We start from the raw sequence: 20127 nt of genomic DNA, 5'->3' as shown, positions 1-20127 counted from the left end.
AACGCACGCCCAGGACCGGAATAACAGACATGGTCAACGGGTGAGGCAGACAACTCTGGCTGGCTCAAAGCCGCAGGACTCATCGGCATGACCGCGGGGGTTGCAGATCACCCTGGTGCGCCCGACCACGTAATCCGTGGCCTGGTGCACGTGACCATGGATCCATAGCTCCGGCCCATTTTCCACGATCAGTTCAGTAAGATCGGACGCGTAGCACCAGTTCAGGTCGGCATTTGGGTCCGGCAGGCTGGCCGGGTGGGGGGCGTGGTGGGTCACGACCACGGTCGGACCAGCATAAGGCCGGGCGAGTTCCGCTCCAATGAAGGCACGCGTCGCTTGGTGCATCGCCAGCACTTGGCCCGGTTCGATCCTGTTTCGGGAGCGGGGCCCCGTCCTGATGCGCCGGTAGTCCATCATTCCGTAGCGCCCCTGGGCGGTCCGGAATGCATGCGTGAGCCCGAAGGAGCCCAACCGGAAATCCGTCCATAGGGTCCCGCCGAGGAATCTCGTGCCGTCAATCACCACGGTGTCGTCGAGCAGCAGGTGAATGCCAAGCGCGGCTGCTCGCTCCCGCCCACGCTCTATCTGGTCGTAGATCGTGTAGCGATCTTCACCACCATTCCACCAGCTATCGTGGTTGCCCGGGGTATAGATCGCGGGGACGCCTGGCAGTCGCTCTGCGAGCCATTCCAGGGATCGGGTCAGGGGCATGTGGACATCGCCGGCAACCACGGCCACGTCGAAGCCCCCGGCTGGAGCATGCGCGGCAGGGTCCCAGGCGTTCTGGCTGTGCTCCTGGTGGAGGTCGCTGAAAACCCAGGCGCGAATTCGCGGCGAGGTCATCGCCCGCTCCTGTCGGTCCCGGCTAGCGCGAGCAGGAGCCCAGGGACTTCGCCGAAGCGTTGATAGGAGCGGGTGCCGTGCTCGCGGCGAGCGGCGCACGTGCGTTCAACGTGAATTTGCATGGAAGCCTCGCAGCGTGGCGGAGGCTCAGCCCACGGGGTGGCACTCCGGGATCAGGCGGAAGGGTGCGAAGCCACGTGTTTGATCACCGAGGTGGGTCCCTGAAGACGGCGAAGTACGCTTGGACGGCAGCCGTCAATGACGACGCCCCACCGCACCTTCATAGCCGATGATTCGGCAGGAAGCGCGCTGTCGGAGCAATGATCGAGAGTAACAGATGACGGGGATTTTGTTCCAACTAGCTGTCGTATGTTCCAGCTAGCCTGTCGTCATACAGAAGTGGTGCCCAGGGGCGGATTATGCCAGAGTGCCGCTAAGTTGTTGATTTTACAGTGTCTCGGGCGGTGGCCCTCGCCGGTTTGCTACACGGCATCGCTACACAGTGGCGGCCCCCGGCGTCAAGGCAGGCACCCCCCGCCGGCACCCACGGAAGGGTCAGGGGGGCGGCACGGGGGGAAGATGGTGAGCGACGGTCTCGGGGTCCCGTGCTTCGCGTGCGTGACGCCCAGGCAACCGCCCGCATCGACAGGCCGGCGAAGATGGGGCCTTGGAAAGTCAACATTCACAGTATCAAAGAGCGGCATGGAAATAACTCGAGAGTGATTAGCTGGGTTTCACAGTGTTGTCACCATTCTCTGACTTCCCGAGGATCGCCATAAACTGAGCGAAGGTGTGAGAATGGCGAGTATACAAAGAACTCGTGCGGCTGCGGGGAGCTGCCTGTTGCTCGGTCGCTTTAGAAAGGCCGCCCGCGACCTCGGATGCGAGGAGAGGAGCGAGGCATTCGAACGGGTCTCTGCAAAGGCGACGCCTCTGAGGAGGCTGATGCAGGAGGCTCCGGCAAGCGGACAACCTCGACGTCAGAGGTCGGCACCCGCAGAGCAATTCCATAATCTTCGACCCCCCGGTATGATATCTGCGGCTGAACCTTCTTCCACAAGGGCTCGATGTGCGGGCACTTGTTGAGCCTACGCTTGACGATGAAGGCCATGTGATCTGCTACTTGCAATAGTATGGATTGTTTTTTCTTCGTAAAATGAACTGCGTCTACGATATGTTCTGATTGAAATGCCCCCTCGACCCAGTGATACGAGCGATCTGTGTAAGCGGCATGTAGCGCACCTATCAGACCTTTCACTCGGTCGGTGTCTTCGGCAATCAGCATTGCTACTTCGTTTGGGGCTTTGGTCTTCATCCAGTGCTCGACGCGTCTGATCGCGCTGAAAAAGGCGACTGCATGAGACCATTTGCTTATGGCCTCGGCTTTCATGCCCGGCGATCTAGCTTGAAGGTAATTCTCGTAATCTGCTTTCTTCAGATAACCAGCAACGACTGGGAGATCGAATTCGAACGGTATGGAAGCCAATTCCCCCAGCAACTTGATTCTGCTCTCGCGGGTATACCTGTCGCGCGGGAAATTTCCGCTGCCATGCCAGATATCCATTGCATGAAAAATGAATGGTTGTCCGTATGTAGACTCGTAGTCTGGTACGTACTTGTCGGTTAGATCGATGAACCTATCTTCAATCGATTTCCATTTTTGGTCGGCATTCACGATGACGCCAGCAACAACGACATAAGGCTCATCTGAGCGGCGGGAGATGCCGGCCTCATCAAGGTAGACAAGCTGCACGATCCGCTCTCCGCGGAGAAGCCCGCCGCCGAACGAAGGGGGCCGATTGATTCGGTCGCTCATCTTACCACTTCAGGTTTGAGCCAAGACGAGGCGATGCGTCCGCGGGTCAGCGAGGTTCTGATTGCAAACGATGCCGGTGCCGGCCTGCGTGGCTGCCTTGGCGTAGGAGGCGCCGGAGCCGACCCGGGGGAGCGCTCAGCGCGGCGCCCTCGGGGGTCCTGTGCCTTGCGTGCGTAACGCCTTCGGGTAGCCGGGAGAGGAAGCCCATCCCCATGTTCTATCCCCTCCCGGCCCCTTCCCCTCGCGCGAGGGAGCTTGGTGCGGGCGCTACTCGGCGGCCTCCCGGGTGGCGGGCTTAAGGTAGGCGGCGTGGCGTTGGTCGAAGAGGCGGTAGGAGCCTTCGATGGTCGCGGCGTAGTCGTCCCGGCTTAGGATGCCGGCGAGGCCCCACTTAGCAGCGTTGGCGTCGTAGTTTCGTAAGGCTTCGGCAGTGGCCTCCGGCCGGGTTGCAGAAGATCGACCACGACTGACAGGCACCACCCGGAGGGTAGACGGGCGGAGGTCTCGGTGGTCTGCACCGTACTCCACCTTCTCACCCGCCTGGGCGTCTGCGAGGACGCGAACGATGGGTTGGCCGCAGACGTAGAGGTAGTGCAGCTCCCCCTTGAAGCCTTTGCGGCGGTCCGGGTTGAAGTAAGGCGATCCTCCCGGCAGCGATAGCACACCGAGGATGAGCGCCCCGTAGCAATCCATCTTACGTGGCGACCTCAGCTCGCCCTTGAGGGTGCGGACTTGTACTGCCATCGCGTTGTCGGGGGTGTGCTTCACCTCCACTATCGATCCGAGGGAGCGGACCTTGGCTAGCTCCTCGTGGAATGGCTGCCCGGCGACTGCTAAGCGATAGGCCGATAGAACGGCTTCTACGTTCTCCGGGGTGGTCTTGAGATGTCTCTTGGCCATAGGGATGGGTCTCCTTGTGTCTCTGTCTTGGTGGGGTGGGACTTGCCCACGGCCGACCTCCGCCTCCCCGCCCGATGTCATCGGCATGAGGTCTCGGGCCCTGGGTTGGGCCTCGCGGTGGTCGAGCTGTGAGAGGGGTGCGCACGTGGGCCCCGAGGTCTCAGGGGGCGGCTCCGTGCGGAATGTCGTTGGTTGTCTTAGGACCGGTGGTATCACCCACCTGAGGGCCCTCGGCTCGGTGCCGAAGTAGACCCCCCATCTCCCCTCTACCTGCGAGGGGTCGCCGTGATGGTGCTGCTACCCCGTGGCGGGCTGCCTGAGGTAGGTGGCTCCTTCCCCTCCCCCCTCGCCCCCGGCTACGTGATGCGGGGGCCCTGATGTCGGGCTTCGGCAGACCCCTTGATGAGGGCTAGTAGGGAAGTGGGTGCACTAGGTGGCCGAAAGGTAGGGTGCTCGGGGTGGTCGGCCTCGGGCATAGTACCCGATCCGGACCCATCGCTCACATACGGTGGGAGGTGGCGGTGAGGGAGTACTCATCCACCCACCCAGCTAGGGGGGTCTACTCCGCAGGGCCCAACCCTAGGGCCGCACGAGGTAGGTTCGGGAGGCAGGCCATGGTGTTCGACCCCGGCTGGTCCACCATGTGGGGGGGTGAGGGGTGAGGGAGAGAACCCCCCTGACTCAAGGTGTTCCCTCCTCCCCCTGGCCAACAGGGAGTATGCCAACCCGGGGGCGGCCTTCTCAAGATAGCGACAATTGTTCCGCGTCGGCAGGTTCCGGCTATGCCAGCTCGGGGGCGGCCTTCTCAAATAGCCGGAAATTAATTCGAGGGGCGCGGGGCCTCGCCATGGTAAACACACAGCGGCGGACGGCGGGCTCCTTCCTCAAATGGCTACCTATTGTTTTTGCCCGCTGGCGGCCGTTAGCGCGGAGCCTTATAACCCTAGCCAAAATAGCGCGAGAGCCGTCAGCGGCCATCCTAGGCGATCTGAGAGGCATTGTCCGTTCAGGACTCGCTCGTGAGAGCCGGCCTCACGCAACCCGCGCCAGGACCCGCTTCACCGCAGTCGCCGTCCACTCCCCGGCCCCGCGCGGCGTCGGCTGGCCCGCCTCGTTGAGCCGCTTGGCGAGACCCCCGAGGCTCGTGACGCCCTCGCCCCGAAGCCGCTCGATGATGGGCAGCACGGCGAAGGCCGCGTGGTCCGCCTTGCGTTGCCTCAGTGCCGTGGCTTTCGCCGTGTCGAGCCCGGTGGGAGGCGCGGGCGGCCGGTAGCCCCGATCCCCTCCGAGCTTCACGCCCCGAGCCTTGGCCGCCGCGAGGGCCGCCTTGGTCCGCTCCGAGATCATCTCCGCCTCATGCTCCGCGAAGGCCACGAGGATGTGCACCATGAGGCGGTTCGCGTCGGGGAAGTCGCACGCGCGGAACTCGACGCCGCTCTCCCGCAGGCCCGACACGAAGGCGACGTTCCGGGCTAGCCGGTCGAGTTTGGCGATGAGGAGGGTGGCGCCCGTCCTACGACAGCGTTCGATGGCCGCCCGAAGCTCCGGCCGATCCGCTCGCCTCCCGCTCTCCACCTCGACGTAGGGCGGCTGCAAGAGGGCGTCGCCGGGGCGGAGGAAGGCGCTGATGGCGGCCCGCTGCGCTTCGAGCCCGAGCCCCGAGCGGCCCTGCTTGTCAGTCGAGACCCGGCAGTAGGCGACGTAGGTTGTCATGGCAGGCCCTCGGGTTGGCAGGCCCAGGGTGAGTCCTCCCCTCCTCCGTGTCAACTCCCATCAACGAACCTCGATGCATGATGACACGCGGGACTGGGGGTGGGAGGGTGCTGCTGGGTAGGGGGAGAGGGGGGTGGGCCCGGTATGGGGGGAACTCACCGCCACCGCTCCGTGGGTGGTGCCTCGTGTATGAGACCCCTTTGCTTGCTCGGGGATGCCGGCTCGAAGCAGGCACAAAGCGGGTTCGACTTTTAACGGTTATCGTTCGGGCACTGGCAATGCCCATAAATTTGATGCTCTTACTAGATAACTACTGACTCGGTTTCAGGAAAAACTCTGCGAGCGATGAATAGCCCAGTGATATGGCTTGTAGGATAGCGACTGCGAAGCATTGTATGCATGGCACGATAGTGCGTAGCTGCGGTCAGCAAATCATCGACAATACCAATATACTTTGGATCAGGGATGGCTTCATTCTCATCAATTTTGTATATTGAAAGTAGTTCATCCACCGTAATTCTTGATCCCGGCGATGAGCTGGATGCCTGATAGGATTTGGTTTGCCGCACAATATTGCGAACCGTAACGTCATCTTCAGGCTTTATTCCTTTGCACACTCTTTCGATACGGTCGTCATATTCGGGGTGATCTGGCATTTTTGACGGTGGCGTCGGAACCAAAACAGCATCTTTGAGCCACTCCGCATTAAGGGCAGCGGTGAACAGTGACGACACCCTGTTTATCGCCCTGGTCTTATAGGCATAGTCGCTCATTCCCCTCCGAATGGGGGATTTTTTTAGATTACTGATCAGCTGATTGGTTTCGCTGAAGCTATAGTTTTTACCAGAGGTATACTCATAGAAAAAATAGCAATCGTCAGCTGGCCTCAAATGATAATGAAGCTCTTGAGTAAGTTCGTCGATTTTTTGAAGTCGAGTCATCTTAGCCTAGATGCTGCCAAATATCAGCAGATTCCTGCACCCGAATGGCGCCTTGCTTTTCAAATCTTGCGGGCCATGTAAGGTCCGTCCTTTTGAAGCAAGAGTCCAAAATGAAAAGCTTTCGGCCTTGATAAAGTGCTGCTCGAGCCTGTGTCAGAGTCCCAGATGTTTCTCCAGCCTCCACTATGATAGTGGCCTCGGTCAATGCGCTCATCGTCACATTTCGTTCTGGGAAGAATAGGCGATTTTGACCGGGGTGCTGCTTGCTATATCTCAGCACTGGAATCTGAGAAATTACCAGAAATTGTTTTGCAATCTTTTCTTGAAGCTCTCGATTGGCGGCTGGGTAAACCGAATCAAGAGGTGTGCCCACAACAGCAATGGTGCGACCGCCTACCTCGATCGCCATAGAGTGCGCTTCGCGATCTATGCCCGCTGCCAAGCCCGATACAACTGTAAAATCACGCTCCACCAACTCGCGCGCGATTTTTCGCGCACGTCGTTTTCCATCCTCACTTGGTTCCCGAGTGCCGACGACAGCGACAGAACGCGTTTCGGTAAGCTCCCAATCTCCTCGATAATATAGTAGCTCAACAGGGTATTTCGCATCTCGAAGCCTTGAAGGATAATCACCCGCATGATGTACGCGGACGCCGAAGCGCTTCAAGCCTGCATTATCAAAACGCTCAATGACGGCACGGGCGCACCGCTCTGCCTCGCCGGGGGACACAAAATCTGACGGCAGAGCATGCGGATCGGCTGCGAAGCGATCCGCGATCGCCTTGAAAGACGCACCTTGCTGCAGCCAAAGTGCCTCATACGCACCCATTTCCCGGTACTGGGAAACAGGGGCTCGAGCTGCACCGGACGCCTCACCAAGCGTTGCCAGCATTCTAGACCCTCGCATTGCGTGCAAAGTGGCTTGAGCGATGCCCGGAGCACAAAGCCGCTTGCACACCCGAACTCATACCATCAACCCTTAAGAATGTCGTTACGATAAGAACATACAGAGAACAAGCGTTCATATGGGGCTAGCTATCATGCCGCAACGTCCAGGCTGTGCCGATGCTGGGTCGTATCACAGACGAAACTGTCCCCCCGATTTTGCGCCTCCGAAGCGCTTGAGAAACGCGTTTCGTGACCTCGCCCATTGGCTTCCTATCTCCTGCTGCCTGAGCTGCTACTGATAGGATCGTCCGGGTGATCTTTCGGCTAGAAAAAGGGTTTATTGCCTCTTGCAGCGCTTCAAGACACCCCCTGGTCAATTCGCCAGTCCCGAACAGAACTCGACGCTTTCGTCGTGGCATGGCGACATCAAGATCGCCCTCATAGCAATGGCGACGCTACGAACCCTGATTGAGCTGGAACGGAACAAAGACAACTCAGTGTGTCATCTGAGACAGTCGATCCAAGGCAGCCTCTCAATGCCAGCCGCAACGGCCTTCACTGTCACCTCGCCGTAGCTGCCTCCTGTCGTCCTCGGCGCGTGGCCTTGAATGGCGTCGAGTACGCGCTCGCCTATCCCGGCCTCAATCCCGACCGTTTTGAACCTATGCCGCCACCCGTGGTTCGGGGCCACGTTCGGGTCGGGGACGATGGCGCGGGCGAACTCAGCTAGCCGGTTCTTCACTCCCTGCCGTGGGCCAGCGACGTCTCCTAAGACGCCCAGGCGGAGGAAGAGGTGGCCAGGCGGCGCAGCGAGCACGAACTCCGGGAAGCCCTGCTCGACTAGGTGGGGGTGAAGCACCACGTCCCGCGCCTCATTAGTCTTCACGGTCCCAGCCTCGGGTGTGATGCGGATCACCCAGTGTGCCCCTTCCCGGCGGAGGTCCTGCTTGCGTAGCTGGGCCAGCTCTCCCACTCGCGCCCCGGTATAGGCCGCCAGCCATGGCACCCACCGTTTGGCGGCGGCGGTCTGCGCCATTTCCTGCTCCCCCCGGCGGTAGGTGAGCGCGGCCTTGAGGATCGCGCGGGCCTCGTCGTCGGTGAAGCCCTGCGACCGGACCTTAAGCGGCTTGCCGAGCTTCAGCGTCACGTCCTTCGCCGGGTTGGTGGCCATGCGCCGGTTCGCCACCGCCCACCCGAAGATGGCTTTGAGGCCCGAGATGTCGCTATCCTTGACGGTCTTCGGGGAGATGGGCTTGCCGGTGCGTGGGTTGATGGTGCGGAGGCGGTGGTCCTTGAACGCGATTACGTCCTCTACCGTCACCCGGCTCGCGTCGTCATGCTTCAGGAAGGCGACGAACGCAGCCATCGACTGCCGGTAGCTCTCGTGCGTGCTCGGCTTCAGGCCGGCGGCCTTCCGCTCCGCCCACCACCCGTCAACCAGCCCAGTGAGGGAGGTCTTCGGGGCGGCCTCGGGCGAGGGGCTTGGCGGCTCCCAGTCGGGGAAGCGAGCGGCCTTCGGGTCCGGGCTATAGTCCCCGTCTGCGTTCCTCGCCCGGCTGGCAAAGGCGTCCCTTAGGGCCATGGCAAAGGCATCGAGTAGGTCCGCGCGGGTCTCGGCGGTGATGGAGGCAAAGCCCCGCCTTAGGAGGAGTCGGTCTACCAAGGGCCCAAGTAAGGGCTCAAGGCTCTCCGGGTCGGCCCCTTCGAGCTTCGCCACCTGCCCAGCAAACGCTTCCCGCTCCTCGTCGGCGGTAGAGCGGTCCTGCACCCACTGCCCGGCGGTGAGTGTCATGGCGAGGGTTCGCCCCCGATCCTCATTCGCCCACCCCCGGTAGAGGTCGCCAGCGAGGGCGTTGGCTTGGCGGCGGCTTAGCGTAACGGGGCGATGGGAGCGGAGCGCAGCCCACGTGGCCGCGAGGTAGGCGCACACCTGCCCCTGTCGCGCCTGCACCTCGCTCGGGTCGCTTGTGCGCAGTGAAAGCCGGATCGCCGCCATACGGGGAGTGACGGTGATGAGGACGGTCTCGGCACCCACGGGGATCGCCAGCGTTCGGCCAACCGCGAGGGCTCGCACGTCGGCGGGGATGCGCTTGTCGAACTGCGCAAAGCGGGAGTCGGGGCGCTTCACCGGACGGACCAGCCGAAAGAGCATTTGCCACACGCCGTTGCTACACGGTCGCTTCGGCGTAACGTCCTCGTAGGGCTTAAAGTTCTGAGGCGAAAGCGCTTCTCAGAAGAATGGTGCCCAGGGGCGGAATCGAACCACCGACACTGCGATTTTCAGTCGCATGCTCTACCAACTGAGCTACCTGGGCATCGTCCGGTGCCGTGCTCGGCTGCGGACGGGCGGGGTATAGTGAGTGTCCCGGCTCCTGTCCAGCCTCTTCTCCGTACGATTGTGGAGACGCGGTGCCCCGGCTCGGAGGAGCCTGCGATCGTGGCCGTTCGGGCCATCCCCAAACGCGGCGCGGCGCGCTAGATCGCTGAGCTGGACAGGGAGGGTCCGTCGGCACGCCCCTCCCCTCGACCCGACCGGACGGAGACGACACCCGATGGATACCGCGTCCCCCGCCCACCCCGCACTGAACCGCAAGGCCGTGGGTGCGGTGGTCCTCGGCAACGCCCTCGAATTCTACGATTTCACCGTCTACGCCTTCTTCGCCAAGCCCATCGGTGAAGCCTTCTTTCCGGCCAAGGACGCGAGCCACAGCCTCCTCGCCTCCCTGGCCCTGTTCGGCGCCGGCTACGTCATGCGGCCGATCGGCGGCGCGGTGATCGGGGCGCTGGCGGACCGGGCCGGGCGCAAGCCGGCCATGCTCGTCACCATCGCCCTCATGGCGGTGGGGATGCTGATCCTCGCCCTCTGTCCGAGCTACGCGCAGATCGGCGGCTGGGCGCAGGTCATCGTGATCGTGGGCCGGCTGATCCAGGGGCTGGCGCTCGGCGGGGAGGTCGGCCCGTCCACCGCCTACCTCCTGGAGGCGGCGCCGCCGCGGCACCGGGGCTTCGTCGCGAGCTGGCAGATCGCCAGCCAGGGCTGCGCCGCCCTGTTCGCCGGCCTGATCTCCACCGTGCTGGCTCTCTCCGTCGGCGATGCCGCCATGAACGCCTGGGGCTGGCGGGTGATGTTCCTCCTCGGCCTCGCCGTGGTGCCCGTGGGGCTCATCATCCGCAGCCATCTCCCGGAGACGGCGGGCGAGGGCGAGGATCCGCAGGCGGCGGGTTCCACGGCAGGCGTCCTCCGGCGCCTCGTGCGCGACCACGGGCGCCTCCTCGCCCTCACCTTCCTGGTCATCGCCGCCTCCACCGTCTCGAACGCGGTGGGCACCAACATGCCGGTCTATGCCGGCGCGACGCTCGGCCTCAGCGAGACCGCCGCGACGGCGGTGCCCATCGCGCTGGGCCTCGCCTCGGTGGCCTTCCCCCTGCTCGGCGGCTGGCTCGCGGACCGCTACGGGCGGCGCCCCGTCATGATCTGGCCCCGGGCGGCGATCCTCGTCCTCGCCGTGCCGGCCTTCGTCTGGCTCCTGCGTTCGCCCGGGCCTGCGGCGGTCTACGCGGTGACGTTCCTGCTCTCGGCCCTGTCCTCGATCAACGCGGCGGCGATCATCGTCGGCATCCCCGAATCCCTGCCCCGCTCGGTGCGCAGCACCGGCCTCTCCATCGTCTACGCCCTCTCGGTCTCGATCTTCGGCGGCAGCACCAACTTCCTGATCAACTGGCTGGTGACGACGACGGGCGACCGCCTCGCCCCGGCCTACTACCTCGCAGCCTTCAGCCTCGTCGGCACGATCGCCGCGCTGATGCTGCCGGAGACGAGGGGGAAGGACCTCGACGCAGAAGTCTCGCCCGCCGCCACCCCCGCCGCCCGCGCGGCGGCGGAATGAGGGCCGGGCCGGAGGGCGACGGCCCGGCGATGCGGGGGCCGGAGGACGCGGCAGCCCTGCTGCGGACGCTGCTGGCCGATCCCGAGACCGCCTGGAGCCTCGGCAGCTTCGGCGCCATCGCCGAGTTCGTCCGCGATCCGGACGAGGCGGCCCGGGCCATCGACGACGGCCGCCTCGGCCTCGCGACGGAGCGGGGCGCCATCGCCCTGTCTCCCGTGCCGGAGCTGCGACCGCTGGCCTACGAGACCGCCTTCGCCTCGGGTTGGAACCACGCCATCGCCCTCTGCCTGCCGGAGGAAGCCTGCGCCATGGCCGGGCGCGCCACGGTGACGGAACTCGGCCCGGATGCGGAAGCCGCCCGGCCGGAGGATCGCGGGTCCATCCTGTTCGATCTCGGCCTCGGCCTGCGGGCTGTCGATGCCTGCGTGCGCACCGCCGACCCCGGCACCCTGGCCGCCCTGCGGCAGGGGGCCGGGCGACCGCTCTTCTCCCCCGGCAGCCCCGTCGCGGCGGCCCTGGTCGCGGCGGGCCCGCACCGGGTGTTCCTCACGCGGATCGGCCGGATCGAGGTGTTCACCCCGATCCCCGGCCCGGGCGGGACCAGCCCCGAGGGGCCGCACACCCACATCCTCCCGAAGCTCCTCTCCGCCGGGCGGACCCATGCGGCGACGACCCCGATCCCGGCCGGGCTCGTTCCCTGCGGGGCCATCCACCCGGCCCATCCCTACAAGGATATGCTGGGCCGCCGCATCCCCTTCCGGCGGGACCGGCTGGAGGCCTTCCAGCGCCACCTCGATGTCTGGGGCGATCCGGCCCTCGTCGCCGTGAAGCGGGCGGCGGAAACGGGGATCGAGGCGGGAGACAGGTCGTCGTGGCCACCGGGCCTGCGGCGGCGCGACGTCCAGGGCGCCCGCCGCGCCGCGGCGGTGCAGGCCGCCTTCCTGCGGGGCGACGACCCCCCTCCCCCCTCCGCCGGGGACGAGGCCGACGGGGAGCGCGGCCATGCCTGATGCGGCGATCCCGAACCCCGCCGCGACGCGGGCGCGCTTGTCGCGTCGACCGTCGGCGCCCTATCGTCTCCCGTGATCGCAAGGACCGACGTGACGCCGAACCCTCCGCCCGAGGCGCCCTTCCCCGGATCCGTCCGCCGCCGGATCGGTCTCCTCGGCCTGTTCCTGGTCGCCGGCAACGTGGCCGCCTGGGCCTGGGCCTGGATGCTGTTCGCCGAGCGCCCGGCCCTGCTCTCCACCGCCCTCCTCGCCTACGTCTTCGGGCTGCGCCACGCGGTCGATCCCGATCACATCGCCGCCATCGACAACGTGACCCGCAAGCTGCTGCAGGCGGGCCAGCGGCCGGTCTCGGTGGGGCTCTGGTTCGCGCTCGGCCATTCCACCGTCGTGGTGGCGGCGGCCGCCGCCCTGGCCCTCGCGGCGACGAGCCTGCTCAGCGCGCCGCCGGAGTTCCGGGAGCTCGGCACGTTGATCGGCACGGGCGTCTCCGCGGGCTTCCTCATCGTAATCGGCCTCGTGAACCTCGTCGTCCTCGTCGGCATCTGGCGCGGTTTCCGGGAGTTTCGCCGCACCGGGCGGGCCACCGCGACCGACCTCGACGGGCTCCTGTCGGGCCAGGGCCTGCTGGCGCGCCTGCTGCGCCCGCTGTTCCGGCTGATCACCCGGCCCTGGCACATGTACCCGCTGGGATTTCTCTTCGCCCTGGGCTTCGACACCGCAACGGAGGTGAGCCTCTTCGGCCTCTCGGCGGCGGAGGCGAGCAAGGGAACCGACCCCTGGGCGATCCTCGTCTTCCCCGCCCTGTTCACCGCCGGCATGGCGCTGGTCGATGCCCTCGACGGCGTGCTGATGCTCGGGGCCTACAGCTGGGCCACCGTCCAGCCGATGCGGCGCCTGTTCTACAACCTGACCATCACGTCCCTGTCGGTGGTGGTCGCCCTCGGGATCGGAACCCTCGAAGCCCTCAACCTCCTCGCCGACAGGCTCAGCCTGCAGGGGGCGTTCTGGGGCTGGATCGGCGCCCTCAACGACAGCTTCGGCCTCCTCGGCTTCGGGATCGTCGGCCTGTTCGCCGGAGCCTGGGGCCTGTCCTTCCTCGTGTACCGCCTCGGCGGCTTCGACCGCGCCGCCGCCATCCCCGCCGATCCGCGCTAGTGCAGACACGCACTCACGTCGTTCACGCGTGTCTGCACGAGCTAGTTGATCTTGCATCAATTTTTCCAGTCTCGGCTGACGCCTCCGACTGGATCGATGCACGAGGCCGCGCCGTCCCCGGCCTCGGCGCCCATCGGCCTCAGGCCGCGCCGCCCCCGGACGCGAACCCTTCCAATTCGGATTGGGCCTCCGCCAGCCGCCGTCCGGCCGCGCCGAGGAGCGCGGGCAATTCGCCCCGGAAATAGTACGGGCCCACATGGATGGTCCGCATCCAGGGCGCCGCGTAGAGGCGGCCGCCGATGTCGCGCCACTTCTTGCAGAAGGTGAGATCCTCCGAGAGCAGCCGCCCGTCCGTCTCGGTGACGAAGGCGAAGTGCTCCACCAACTCGTCGATGTCCGGCACGAGGTGGCGGTAGGCGTCCGGGAACTGGCCGCGGGCGGCGGGATAGGCCGCCTCGAGCTTGGTGAAGACTCCGTGGGCCAGCATCATCAGCCCCGTCCCGCCCGCGAAGATCTCGTTGAGCTCGTTCGGCTGGAAGCTCGTCTGGCCCTCCAGACCGTAAAAGTTCGTGCTGTAATCCGCCGCGTAGAGCGCGATGTCGGCCGGGGGCAGGTCGGGCCGTTGCCGGGCCATCTGCACCACCGAGCCCCAGTTGATGTGCTTGGCCGGGTAGGGCCCGAGCACCATTTCCTGACCCGTCCGGAACATGCGGACCACGTCCTCCCCCTCGAAGCCCACGTCGGCATCGATGAAGAGCAGGTGCGACAGGTCGCTGTGGTGCATGAAGGCGGCCACGGCCACGTTGCGTTGCTGGTGCAGCAGCGCCGTGCCGCTGACGTAGAAGTAATCGAACCCGATTCCCGCCGCGGCGCAGGCCTTCTGCAGCGAGAGCATGCCGGTGACGTAGGGCATGTAGCAGGACGCGCCGTAGACGGGGCTGGCGACGTAGATGCCGGGGCGGCGGGGTCGAGGAGTGGTCACGGAGCTTCCTGCCGCTTCGGTTCGGGCCGTTGCGAAGCGATGTACCGCAGAGAACTCGAATGCGAAAGTATTAATCCTCGGATTTCAAAGTAAATGCTCTGGTTGTTATTTGTATATCTAAACAATTCTGAGTTGGATCCGCCCTACCGGCGTTCGGGGTGAGCCGAGGAAACCTCGCGCCGCCGTCCCGGATCGCGGGCCGGCCCCGTCACGCGGAGCGGTGGGGCGCCGCGCGGCGCCCCCGATCCTCAATGATGGTGGTGGTCGCCACCGCCCTTCGTCGCCGTCGCGTCGCCCGGCGCCTTGGCGGCGAGGGTCTCGACCGCATAGGTCACCGGCACCGTTCCGGCCTTGGCGAAGGTCAAGGTGCCCTTCACCGTCTCGCCCTTCTTCAGCGGTGCCTTCAGGCCCATGAACATCAGGTGGTAGCCGCCGGGCTTGAGGGTCACGGTCTCGCCCGGCTTGATGGTCAGGCCGCCCTCGACCGGGGCCATCTTCATCACCCCGCCCTCCATCGACATGACATGGATCTCGACGGCGCCCGCCGCGTCGAAGGTGCCGCCCGTCAGCGAATCGGGCTCCGTCCCGGCATTGGTGACGGTGAGGTAGCCGCCCGCGACCTTCGCCCCGTTGGGCGTCGCCCGCGACCAGGGCTGGCCGATGGTGAGGGACCCGGCCTTGAAGTCCTCGGCCAGCGCCGTCCCGCTGAGCAGCGGCGTGAGACAGAGCAGGGCGAGACGGAGGGATTGACGCATCGAATGACCTTTCCTCGAGATGGGCGGGGCGACGGCCCCGGCCGGGGGAGCGGAAGTGCCCGTCGAACCGACGCGCGGACAACCGCCGAAGACGTTTCGCGCCCGGCCGGCCGGGAGGGCGGCCGGGGCCGGAGGGCCGCCAGGCACGGTGCGGGCCTTGGCGGGCCTCGTCCACGACCGGGATGTCGGGCGTGGTGCCGGGTTTTGCCAGATTGCGGGCCCCGTGCTCGGGCCCTCTCACGTCGGCCGTGCGAGTGAGCACGGGGCCAAGTCTTCGCATCGATCGGTCCAGCCCCGGCGGGCGCCTCCGTCCGGATCGAGGCATCGGCCGAGGGCGACACGCCGTAGATGGCGCCGATCCGGGACGCCGGGTGGCGGATACCGATCCGCGGACGGCGCGCGGGACCGGGCACGGTGTCCGGAAGTTCGGCAGTTCCCACGGGCGAGACGGCCCGGCGGGGGGTTAGCCCGGGAAGGCCGAACGCTCAGGCGGTGGGCGGGCCCCGGGCCTGCGGCAGGGCACGGGGCGACGTCCGGGGATGCCCGGCCGTCTCCTTCCGCCAAGCGAGGCCGATAGAGGGCCGCACCGGCCGGACGACGGCCGGCGTGGCCGGATCGGGCTCTAACGCCGGGAATGCCGGAAGGGCGGCCGTGCAGCAGGGCGGCAGCGCGTGCGGCGGCGCGGGCCGGCCGGGTTCGCCGCCGTGGTCCGCCCCCTGCGCGCAGAGGCGAGGGCGCGGCCCGGCATGATCCGCCGCCGCGACGCCACCGAGGATCGATTGGAGGGCGAGCGCGTAGAGCGCGGCCACGACGATGGCCGCGCGAAGAATCACCCGTCCGGTCGACCGGGAGCCGCGCATGGACGAGGGATAGGGCCTCGCCCGAGGGGGCGTCAACGGCCGTGCCCGCCCCTCCCCGCCACCGCCCCGGCCAATGTCCGGGCGGTGTCGGGGGGGCCTCCCGGGCTGGAGCGGTCCGGTTGTGGATCGATGACGGACCGGGATCACGCTTCTCCGCAGTAAAATTTTCGGTTCCTAAATATACAACTCCGAGTCCAATTTCATAAATCTGCACATAATCTCGAAATAGAACTTGATACGTAAAGTTTAAATCCCGAAAAATTTGGGCACATCCAATTACCGTAATGATGGCGGTCTATTGGAAGGGCCAACGGGAGACTGAGCGCCTTGGCGATGTGATGCCGTCCTCGCGCTGGTCGCGAGCAGGGCGAAATGCCCTCGATCCCGACCCTTAGGGTGTGAACCGGATCAAGGCATTGCAGTGTTTGGCAGTTTGTGATTCCAGGCGGCTGTTTGCGGCCTGGAGGTGACGATGGCGGCCCTGTTCTGGCTCTGCGACGAGCCGTGGGCGGTGATCGCGCCGTTCATGCCCTGGGACCAGCCCGGACCCGAGGGGAAGGACGACCGGCAGATCATCTCGCTGCGCGGTCCTTCGGTTCGGGTATCCTGCACGTGCTCACGTCAGGCTGCCGCCGGCGCGACTGCCCGGCCGCGTAGGGTCCGAGCACCACGGTCTACAACCGCTTCAACCGCTGGTCGCGGCGCGGCTTCTGGAAGGCGATGCTGACCGCACCGGCCAAGGCTGGGTGGGCTGGTGATGCGACGGCGCTGGATAGCAGCTACGTCCGGGCTCACCGGTCTGCTCATGGCGGGAAAGGCGGGCGCGGGCGCAGGCCATCGGCCCGTCGCGCGGTGGTCAAACGACCGAGATCCACGCACTCACCGATGCCCTCGGGCGGCCCGGCGTCCTCCTGCTGACGCCGGGCAACGCCAGCGACGTGACGACTGCCCCAGCGGTGCTGGCCGAGGCGCCGGGCCGGATCCGCCGCTTGAGCGCCGACACGGGCTACGATGCCGACTAGCTGCGCACCGACCTCCGCAACAGGGGGGGCACGCCCGTCATCCCGGGCAAACAGGGAAGAGACGTCGATGTGTGAAAGCGTGTTGCAGCGCGTGGCGGTGCGACGAAGGTCTTCAAGCCGGTTGTAGACCATGGTGCCTGGGCCATGCGCGGGCGTGCAGACGCTCCAAGCGACAATCCACTACTGCGTGTATTGGTGCAACATAATATAATACTATGACAGAATTTGCGCGCATAAATGCCCTTATCTATCAGTAAAACTTGCATTTCTTCGAAAAAATGAGTGTCTTCGATGATGTCGAGCCAGTGGTGGTCCCGGCATGAGAGGAGATCCGTACATATGAGCGAAATCGTCGCCAACTGAGATCAGGATCGGCAATCAAAAACAGTCACATTTGTGGCAACCGATGGCTCCGGCTCTTCTCTCGGCAGTGAGCACACGGGCAACATATGCGAGGATGGCAGCGCGATAGTCTTCGCGAGTGACGGTAGCGATGGAGGGCAGCAATCCGCGATGGATCCCCCCGTCACCGCTCAGGTCCGCATGCGCCTGCCGGCCGTCGGGGCGTATCGTGAGGTCCAGAGTCGTCGCACATGGATGGCCGTCGAGGAAGAGGCGGATTTCTACCGCGGCGAGATCGGCTGAGGCCGCCCGATCGTCCGACATGGACAGATAGCAGCCCACCGCGGTGAGTTCGGCATCGATCTCGACCACTGCTTCTCGAAGGAGGGTCCGGGCCGAGGTCCATTGCTGAATTTGCGCCGCCCGGCGCCGCAGACTCGAGCGGCGCGCGGCCTGAGCTTGGCGGCGCATGACATCGGCCTCTCTCTTCGACCGGGAGCGCCGGTCGAGTAGCGTGGCGATGATGGCTCCGATATCGCTGTGGCTCTTGGCCAAACCGGAGCCCCCGTTCACAGCCTGACGCTGCGTAGCAGCCTCGGCCAATCCGCGATCACATGGCTCGTCCATGATGGGGCTCAACGCTTCGCTGGATCCATGGCTGCTCTCTCCGAGACCGCTTTCCGGGTGCCTCGGCGACCCTCAAGATGCCGGGATAACCGGGTTCGGAAGGCCGACGTGGCCATTCCGAACCGCGTGTAGCGACCGCCCGTCAGCTGGCCAGCTTGATCGTTGAGCGGGAATGATCGGCGAGCACGGATTCCGTGCTGCCACGCACGGCTTGCAACTGGCGCAGGCTCCGTTCGTCAAAGCCGGCGTTCACGGCAACGATCTCGACCCCGTCGATCGTGCGCGGCAGCCCGAGCGGCAGGGCGTGGATGTGCAGTTGCAGAAGGCGCAGAAGCCAACTCGTCGGCATCTCGGAGACGAAACCTCGAATTCCCCGCGGCAGGCCCCATTCGACGATCGCCGTCAGGAGATCGAGCGCGGTGGGATTGAGCCGCCGCCCGGACGTCCGCACCTTCTCGGAGACACCGATCCGGCTCCACTCGACGATGTGGGGCGCTGAGGGCGGCGGCCCCTCGCAAAGCTCCGGCAGGTGGCTTGAGAGGACGTAGGGCCGGGTCGTCGGCAGCAGCCGGGAATAGCCGACGAGTTCCCCATCTGCGACGGCCAACAAATGAACGGCATGGTCGTCGTCGAATTCGTCGATTTCGCGCCCGTCGTCTCGTGCGATGGCGGACCAGCCCATTTCCTTGACGAAGATGCGGTGGCGCAGCCTCCAAGCTTCTTCGAGTAAATCGTGATAGTTGCGGAATTGATCGGCGTTTACAACGTGTATCATGGATCACCTCCGAGCACCGTTGTGATCGAGGGCCGTTCTTCCCGAAAGTACGCGTTCTCGTACGTTTTCCCTCGTGCTCAACGGTGCGCTGCGATAAGACGAAACTTGGGGTGATTCACTTGCGACATAACTCAATAAATCATACCGCCTTAGCGTGAGATCGAGCTATGAGTGTCGCATCTTTATCGGAGACTGTTTCCCTGCTGCGTCAGATCGACAAAGCCCCAAGCATTGAGCAGATCGTGAGCCATCTCGCCGCGCAACTCGCGAGCTTCGGGGTCGAGGCTATCATCGCCTCGCTTCTTCCCGGATCGGGCGACCTATGCCGCTACAATCGCCGCTTTCTCGTGATGGCAAAGATTTCGGAAGACTGGCAAAAGCACTACTTACGTCGGCAATACGCGCTGCAAGACCCGGTGGTGAGCGAGACGCTATGCCGTTCGTCCGGCTTTGGCTGGGACGACGAAGATTTTCTCCCCAAGCGAGCCGGGCGTGCGGCGCGGATCATGGATGAGGCCGCAGAGAACGGTCTTCGCCGCGGGTTCACCGTTCCCGTGGCGACCATCGAGGGCGCCCATGGGGGCATGACCTTCGCCGGACGGTTCATGGACCTCGCTCCGGAGCAGAGGGGCGCCCTGACGCTTGTGGCCGCGTACGCGTTCGGCCACGCCCTGTTACTTCATGACCATACCTCGAAACCCAAAGGAGCCCTCTCTCCGCGGGAGCGCGAAGCGCTGCATTGGATGGCCGAGGGGAAGACCGATATTGAAATCGGCGCGTTGATGAGGATCTCAGAACACGGAGTCGATCGCCACCTCCGGGGAATCCGGGCGAAGTTGGGATCGAAAAACCGTGCGCAAGCCGTAGCGGAAGGACTTCGTCACGGCTTCATCGCGTAGCAGGCGAAGCGCGAACCTTTCTGATCGTCGCATTTAAACTGGCCCCTGTGTCGGAGACCGCGTGCTTCAACCTGAGACATACCCGTGGAGGCCGGGCGTCGCCTCAGCTCACCGTCACGGTTGAGGACGCTCAGCGCACCGTACCTCGGACCGGGAGTGGCCAGGCCGAAGTTTGGTCGCGCCCCCCGTGGGCAAGTTCGCGGCCTCGCGCAGGTACTCGACGTTCAAGCTTCCGCGCTCGCCACGCGGAGCGCGGGCGGTCTCCGATACCTGGGCGACCGCGCGGATGCAGGTGTTGTGGCCAAGGACGATGAGCTCCTCGTAGGCCTCTTGGCCTTCGAGATTGATTCAACGACAAACTCTATGAAACCCGATCGCACGGGGTTGTCCAACGTGACCTTCTGCCTGATGCGCGGTGTGATTTGCTCGAAGGTGTAAGCCTCCGTCTTCGTGCAGCGTAACCTAAGGCGTTGGCCGCTCAGGATGATAGGAAGTCGCTAGTTGTCATTGAAGCGCAACAGTGTACGGATCGCCTTAAGATCGAGGTTTTGATATTCGTCCACCAACAAAAATTTGTCGTCGAGGCTCGCAAGATGCGCGTATTTCTCAGCGGCAGATTTCCATTTGCAGCCTGTCTTGTGAGCATGATTCCAATTTCCGGCTTCGATAAAGCCGGTGTGCATGCCCTTCGTCGTCTTAAACCGAGGCTATT

General features: G+C 64.8%; 17 protein-coding genes, 1 tRNA gene and 1 pseudogene. 5 read left to right on the top strand and 14 right to left on the bottom strand.

What is annotated here, in order from left to right; genetic code table 11:
* Nucleotides 1–33: 33 nt before the first annotated feature.
* From MFF06_RS04495 to MFF06_RS04460, 8 genes are all read right to left on the bottom strand, one after another.
* Entirely contained in the window at nucleotides 34–843 is an 810-nt protein-coding gene (locus MFF06_RS04495) for a metallophosphoesterase (protein WP_238201814.1), read from the bottom strand.
* A gap of 856 nt (nucleotides 844–1699) precedes the next feature.
* Nucleotides 1700–2596, bottom strand: coding sequence for a DUF3800 domain-containing protein (locus tag MFF06_RS04490; protein WP_238201813.1), 897 nt, complete (start codon nucleotides 2594–2596; stop codon nucleotides 1700–1702).
* A 330-nt stretch (nucleotides 2597–2926) separates the two neighbouring features.
* Nucleotides 2927–3559 (bottom strand): hypothetical protein, encoded by a 633-nt coding sequence (locus MFF06_RS04485; protein WP_238201812.1) that lies wholly within the window; start codon nucleotides 3557–3559, stop codon nucleotides 2927–2929.
* Between the two features lie 1032 nt (nucleotides 3560–4591).
* Nucleotides 4592–5272: a recombinase family protein gene (locus MFF06_RS04480; protein ID WP_238201811.1), complete on the bottom strand. Its 681-nt coding sequence runs from the start codon at nucleotides 5270–5272 to the stop codon at nucleotides 4592–4594.
* A gap of 302 nt (nucleotides 5273–5574) precedes the next feature.
* Nucleotides 5575–6045 carry a hypothetical protein gene (locus MFF06_RS04475; protein ID WP_238201810.1) on the bottom strand — a complete coding sequence of 157 codons (471 nt, stop codon included), beginning with the start codon at nucleotides 6043–6045 and terminating at the stop codon, nucleotides 5575–5577.
* Nucleotides 6046–6214: 169 nt separating this feature from the next.
* Complete coding sequence (locus tag MFF06_RS04470) at nucleotides 6215–7105, bottom strand: DNA-processing protein DprA (protein ID WP_238201809.1); 891 nt, start codon at nucleotides 7103–7105, stop codon at nucleotides 6215–6217.
* A gap of 498 nt (nucleotides 7106–7603) precedes the next feature.
* Complete coding sequence (locus MFF06_RS04465) at nucleotides 7604–9229, bottom strand: tyrosine-type recombinase/integrase (protein WP_238201808.1); 1626 nt, start codon at nucleotides 9227–9229, stop codon at nucleotides 7604–7606.
* Nucleotides 9230–9340: 111 nt separating this feature from the next.
* Nucleotides 9341–9416, bottom strand: a tRNA-Phe gene (locus MFF06_RS04460).
* Nucleotides 9417–9653: 237 nt separating this feature from the next.
* Here MFF06_RS04460 and MFF06_RS04455 point away from each other — a divergent pair.
* From MFF06_RS04455 to MFF06_RS04445, 3 genes are all read left to right on the top strand, one after another.
* Nucleotides 9654–10988 (top strand): MFS transporter, encoded by a 1335-nt coding sequence (locus MFF06_RS04455; protein ID WP_238201807.1) that lies wholly within the window; start codon nucleotides 9654–9656, stop codon nucleotides 10986–10988.
* Entirely contained in the window at nucleotides 10985–11998 is a 1014-nt protein-coding gene (locus MFF06_RS04450) for a DUF6925 family protein (protein ID WP_238201806.1), read from the top strand. The genes MFF06_RS04455 and MFF06_RS04450 overlap by 4 nt, the downstream gene beginning before the upstream one ends.
* Before the next feature lie 90 nt (nucleotides 11999–12088).
* The gene (locus MFF06_RS04445; RefSeq protein ID WP_238201805.1) at nucleotides 12089–13153 is read left to right on the top strand and encodes a HoxN/HupN/NixA family nickel/cobalt transporter; all 1065 of its coding nucleotides are present in this window, start codon (nucleotides 12089–12091) and stop codon (nucleotides 13151–13153) included.
* A gap of 139 nt (nucleotides 13154–13292) precedes the next feature.
* Here the strand turns inward: MFF06_RS04445 and MFF06_RS04440 are convergent, their stop codons facing one another.
* The 3 genes from MFF06_RS04440 to MFF06_RS04430 form a co-directional block, all read right to left on the bottom strand.
* A complete protein-coding gene (locus tag MFF06_RS04440) occupies nucleotides 13293–14135 on the bottom strand; it encodes a hypothetical protein (protein WP_238201804.1) in 843 nt (280 codons plus the stop codon).
* Nucleotides 14136–14383: 248 nt separating this feature from the next.
* Nucleotides 14384–14890, bottom strand: a complete 507-nt coding sequence (locus tag MFF06_RS04435) for a copper chaperone PCu(A)C (RefSeq protein ID WP_238201803.1) — start codon at nucleotides 14888–14890, stop codon at nucleotides 14384–14386.
* Nucleotides 14891–15375: 485 nt separating this feature from the next.
* The gene (locus MFF06_RS04430; protein WP_238201802.1) at nucleotides 15376–15723 is read right to left on the bottom strand and encodes a hypothetical protein; all 348 of its coding nucleotides are present in this window, start codon (nucleotides 15721–15723) and stop codon (nucleotides 15376–15378) included.
* 499 nt (nucleotides 15724–16222) lie between these two features.
* On the opposite strand from MFF06_RS04430, the pseudogene MFF06_RS04425 reads away from it, so the two are divergent.
* Nucleotides 16223–16832 (top strand): annotated as a pseudogene (locus MFF06_RS04425) (IS5 family transposase); the annotation flags it as partial.
* 318 nt (nucleotides 16833–17150) lie between these two features.
* Here MFF06_RS04425 and MFF06_RS04420 read toward each other — a convergent pair.
* Together MFF06_RS04420 and MFF06_RS04415 are read right to left on the bottom strand one after the other, a co-directional pair.
* Nucleotides 17151–17753 (bottom strand): hypothetical protein, encoded by a 603-nt coding sequence (locus MFF06_RS04420; RefSeq protein WP_238201801.1) that lies wholly within the window; start codon nucleotides 17751–17753, stop codon nucleotides 17151–17153.
* Between the two features lie 130 nt (nucleotides 17754–17883).
* Nucleotides 17884–18516, bottom strand: a complete 633-nt coding sequence (locus tag MFF06_RS04415) for an acyl-homoserine-lactone synthase (RefSeq protein WP_238201800.1) — start codon at nucleotides 18514–18516, stop codon at nucleotides 17884–17886.
* Nucleotides 18517–18683: 167 nt separating this feature from the next.
* Between MFF06_RS04415 and MFF06_RS04410 the strand changes: the two genes are divergently transcribed.
* Nucleotides 18684–19415, top strand: coding sequence for a helix-turn-helix transcriptional regulator (locus MFF06_RS04410; protein ID WP_238201799.1), 732 nt, complete (start codon nucleotides 18684–18686; stop codon nucleotides 19413–19415).
* 497 nt (nucleotides 19416–19912) lie between these two features.
* Here MFF06_RS04410 and MFF06_RS04405 read toward each other — a convergent pair whose 3' ends face one another.
* Nucleotides 19913–20098, bottom strand: coding sequence for a hypothetical protein (locus MFF06_RS04405; protein ID WP_238201798.1), 186 nt, complete (start codon nucleotides 20096–20098; stop codon nucleotides 19913–19915).
* Nucleotides 20099–20127: the final 29 nt, after the last annotated feature.

This window comes from Methylobacterium aerolatum (assembly GCF_022179085.1).
Taxonomy (GTDB): domain Bacteria; phylum Pseudomonadota; class Alphaproteobacteria; order Rhizobiales; family Beijerinckiaceae; genus Methylobacterium; species Methylobacterium aerolatum.
The sequence above is the reverse complement of the archived record's forward strand: the minus strand, read 5'-3'. Positions and strand labels throughout refer to the sequence as shown.

Bases quoted from the DNA above. Each gene is read 5' to 3' on its own strand.
- MFF06_RS04495 (WP_238201814.1), bottom strand. From the start codon at position 843: ATGACCTCGCCGCGAATTCGCGCCTGGGTTTTCAGCGACCTCCACCAG.
- MFF06_RS04485 (WP_238201812.1), bottom strand. From the start codon at position 3,559: ATGGCCAAGAGACATCTCAAGACCACCCCGGAGAACGTAGAAGCCGTT.
- MFF06_RS04480 (WP_238201811.1), bottom strand. From the start codon at position 5,272: ATGACAACCTACGTCGCCTACTGCCGGGTCTCGACTGACAAGCAGGGC.
- MFF06_RS04475 (WP_238201810.1), bottom strand. From the start codon at position 6,045: ATGAGCGACTATGCCTATAAGACCAGGGCGATAAACAGGGTGTCGTCA.
- MFF06_RS04470 (WP_238201809.1), bottom strand. From the start codon at position 7,105: ATGCTGGCAACGCTTGGTGAGGCGTCCGGTGCAGCTCGAGCCCCTGTT.
- MFF06_RS04455 (WP_238201807.1), top strand. From the start codon at position 9,654: ATGGATACCGCGTCCCCCGCCCACCCCGCACTGAACCGCAAGGCCGTG.
- MFF06_RS04450 (WP_238201806.1), top strand. From the start codon at position 10,985: ATGAGGGCCGGGCCGGAGGGCGACGGCCCGGCGATGCGGGGGCCGGAG.
- MFF06_RS04435 (WP_238201803.1), bottom strand. From the start codon at position 14,890: ATGCGTCAATCCCTCCGTCTCGCCCTGCTCTGTCTCACGCCGCTGCTC.
- MFF06_RS04415 (WP_238201800.1), bottom strand. From the start codon at position 18,516: ATGATACACGTTGTAAACGCCGATCAATTCCGCAACTATCACGATTTA.
- MFF06_RS04410 (WP_238201799.1), top strand. From the start codon at position 18,684: ATGAGTGTCGCATCTTTATCGGAGACTGTTTCCCTGCTGCGTCAGATC.
- MFF06_RS04405 (WP_238201798.1), bottom strand. From the start codon at position 20,098: ATGCACACCGGCTTTATCGAAGCCGGAAATTGGAATCATGCTCACAAG.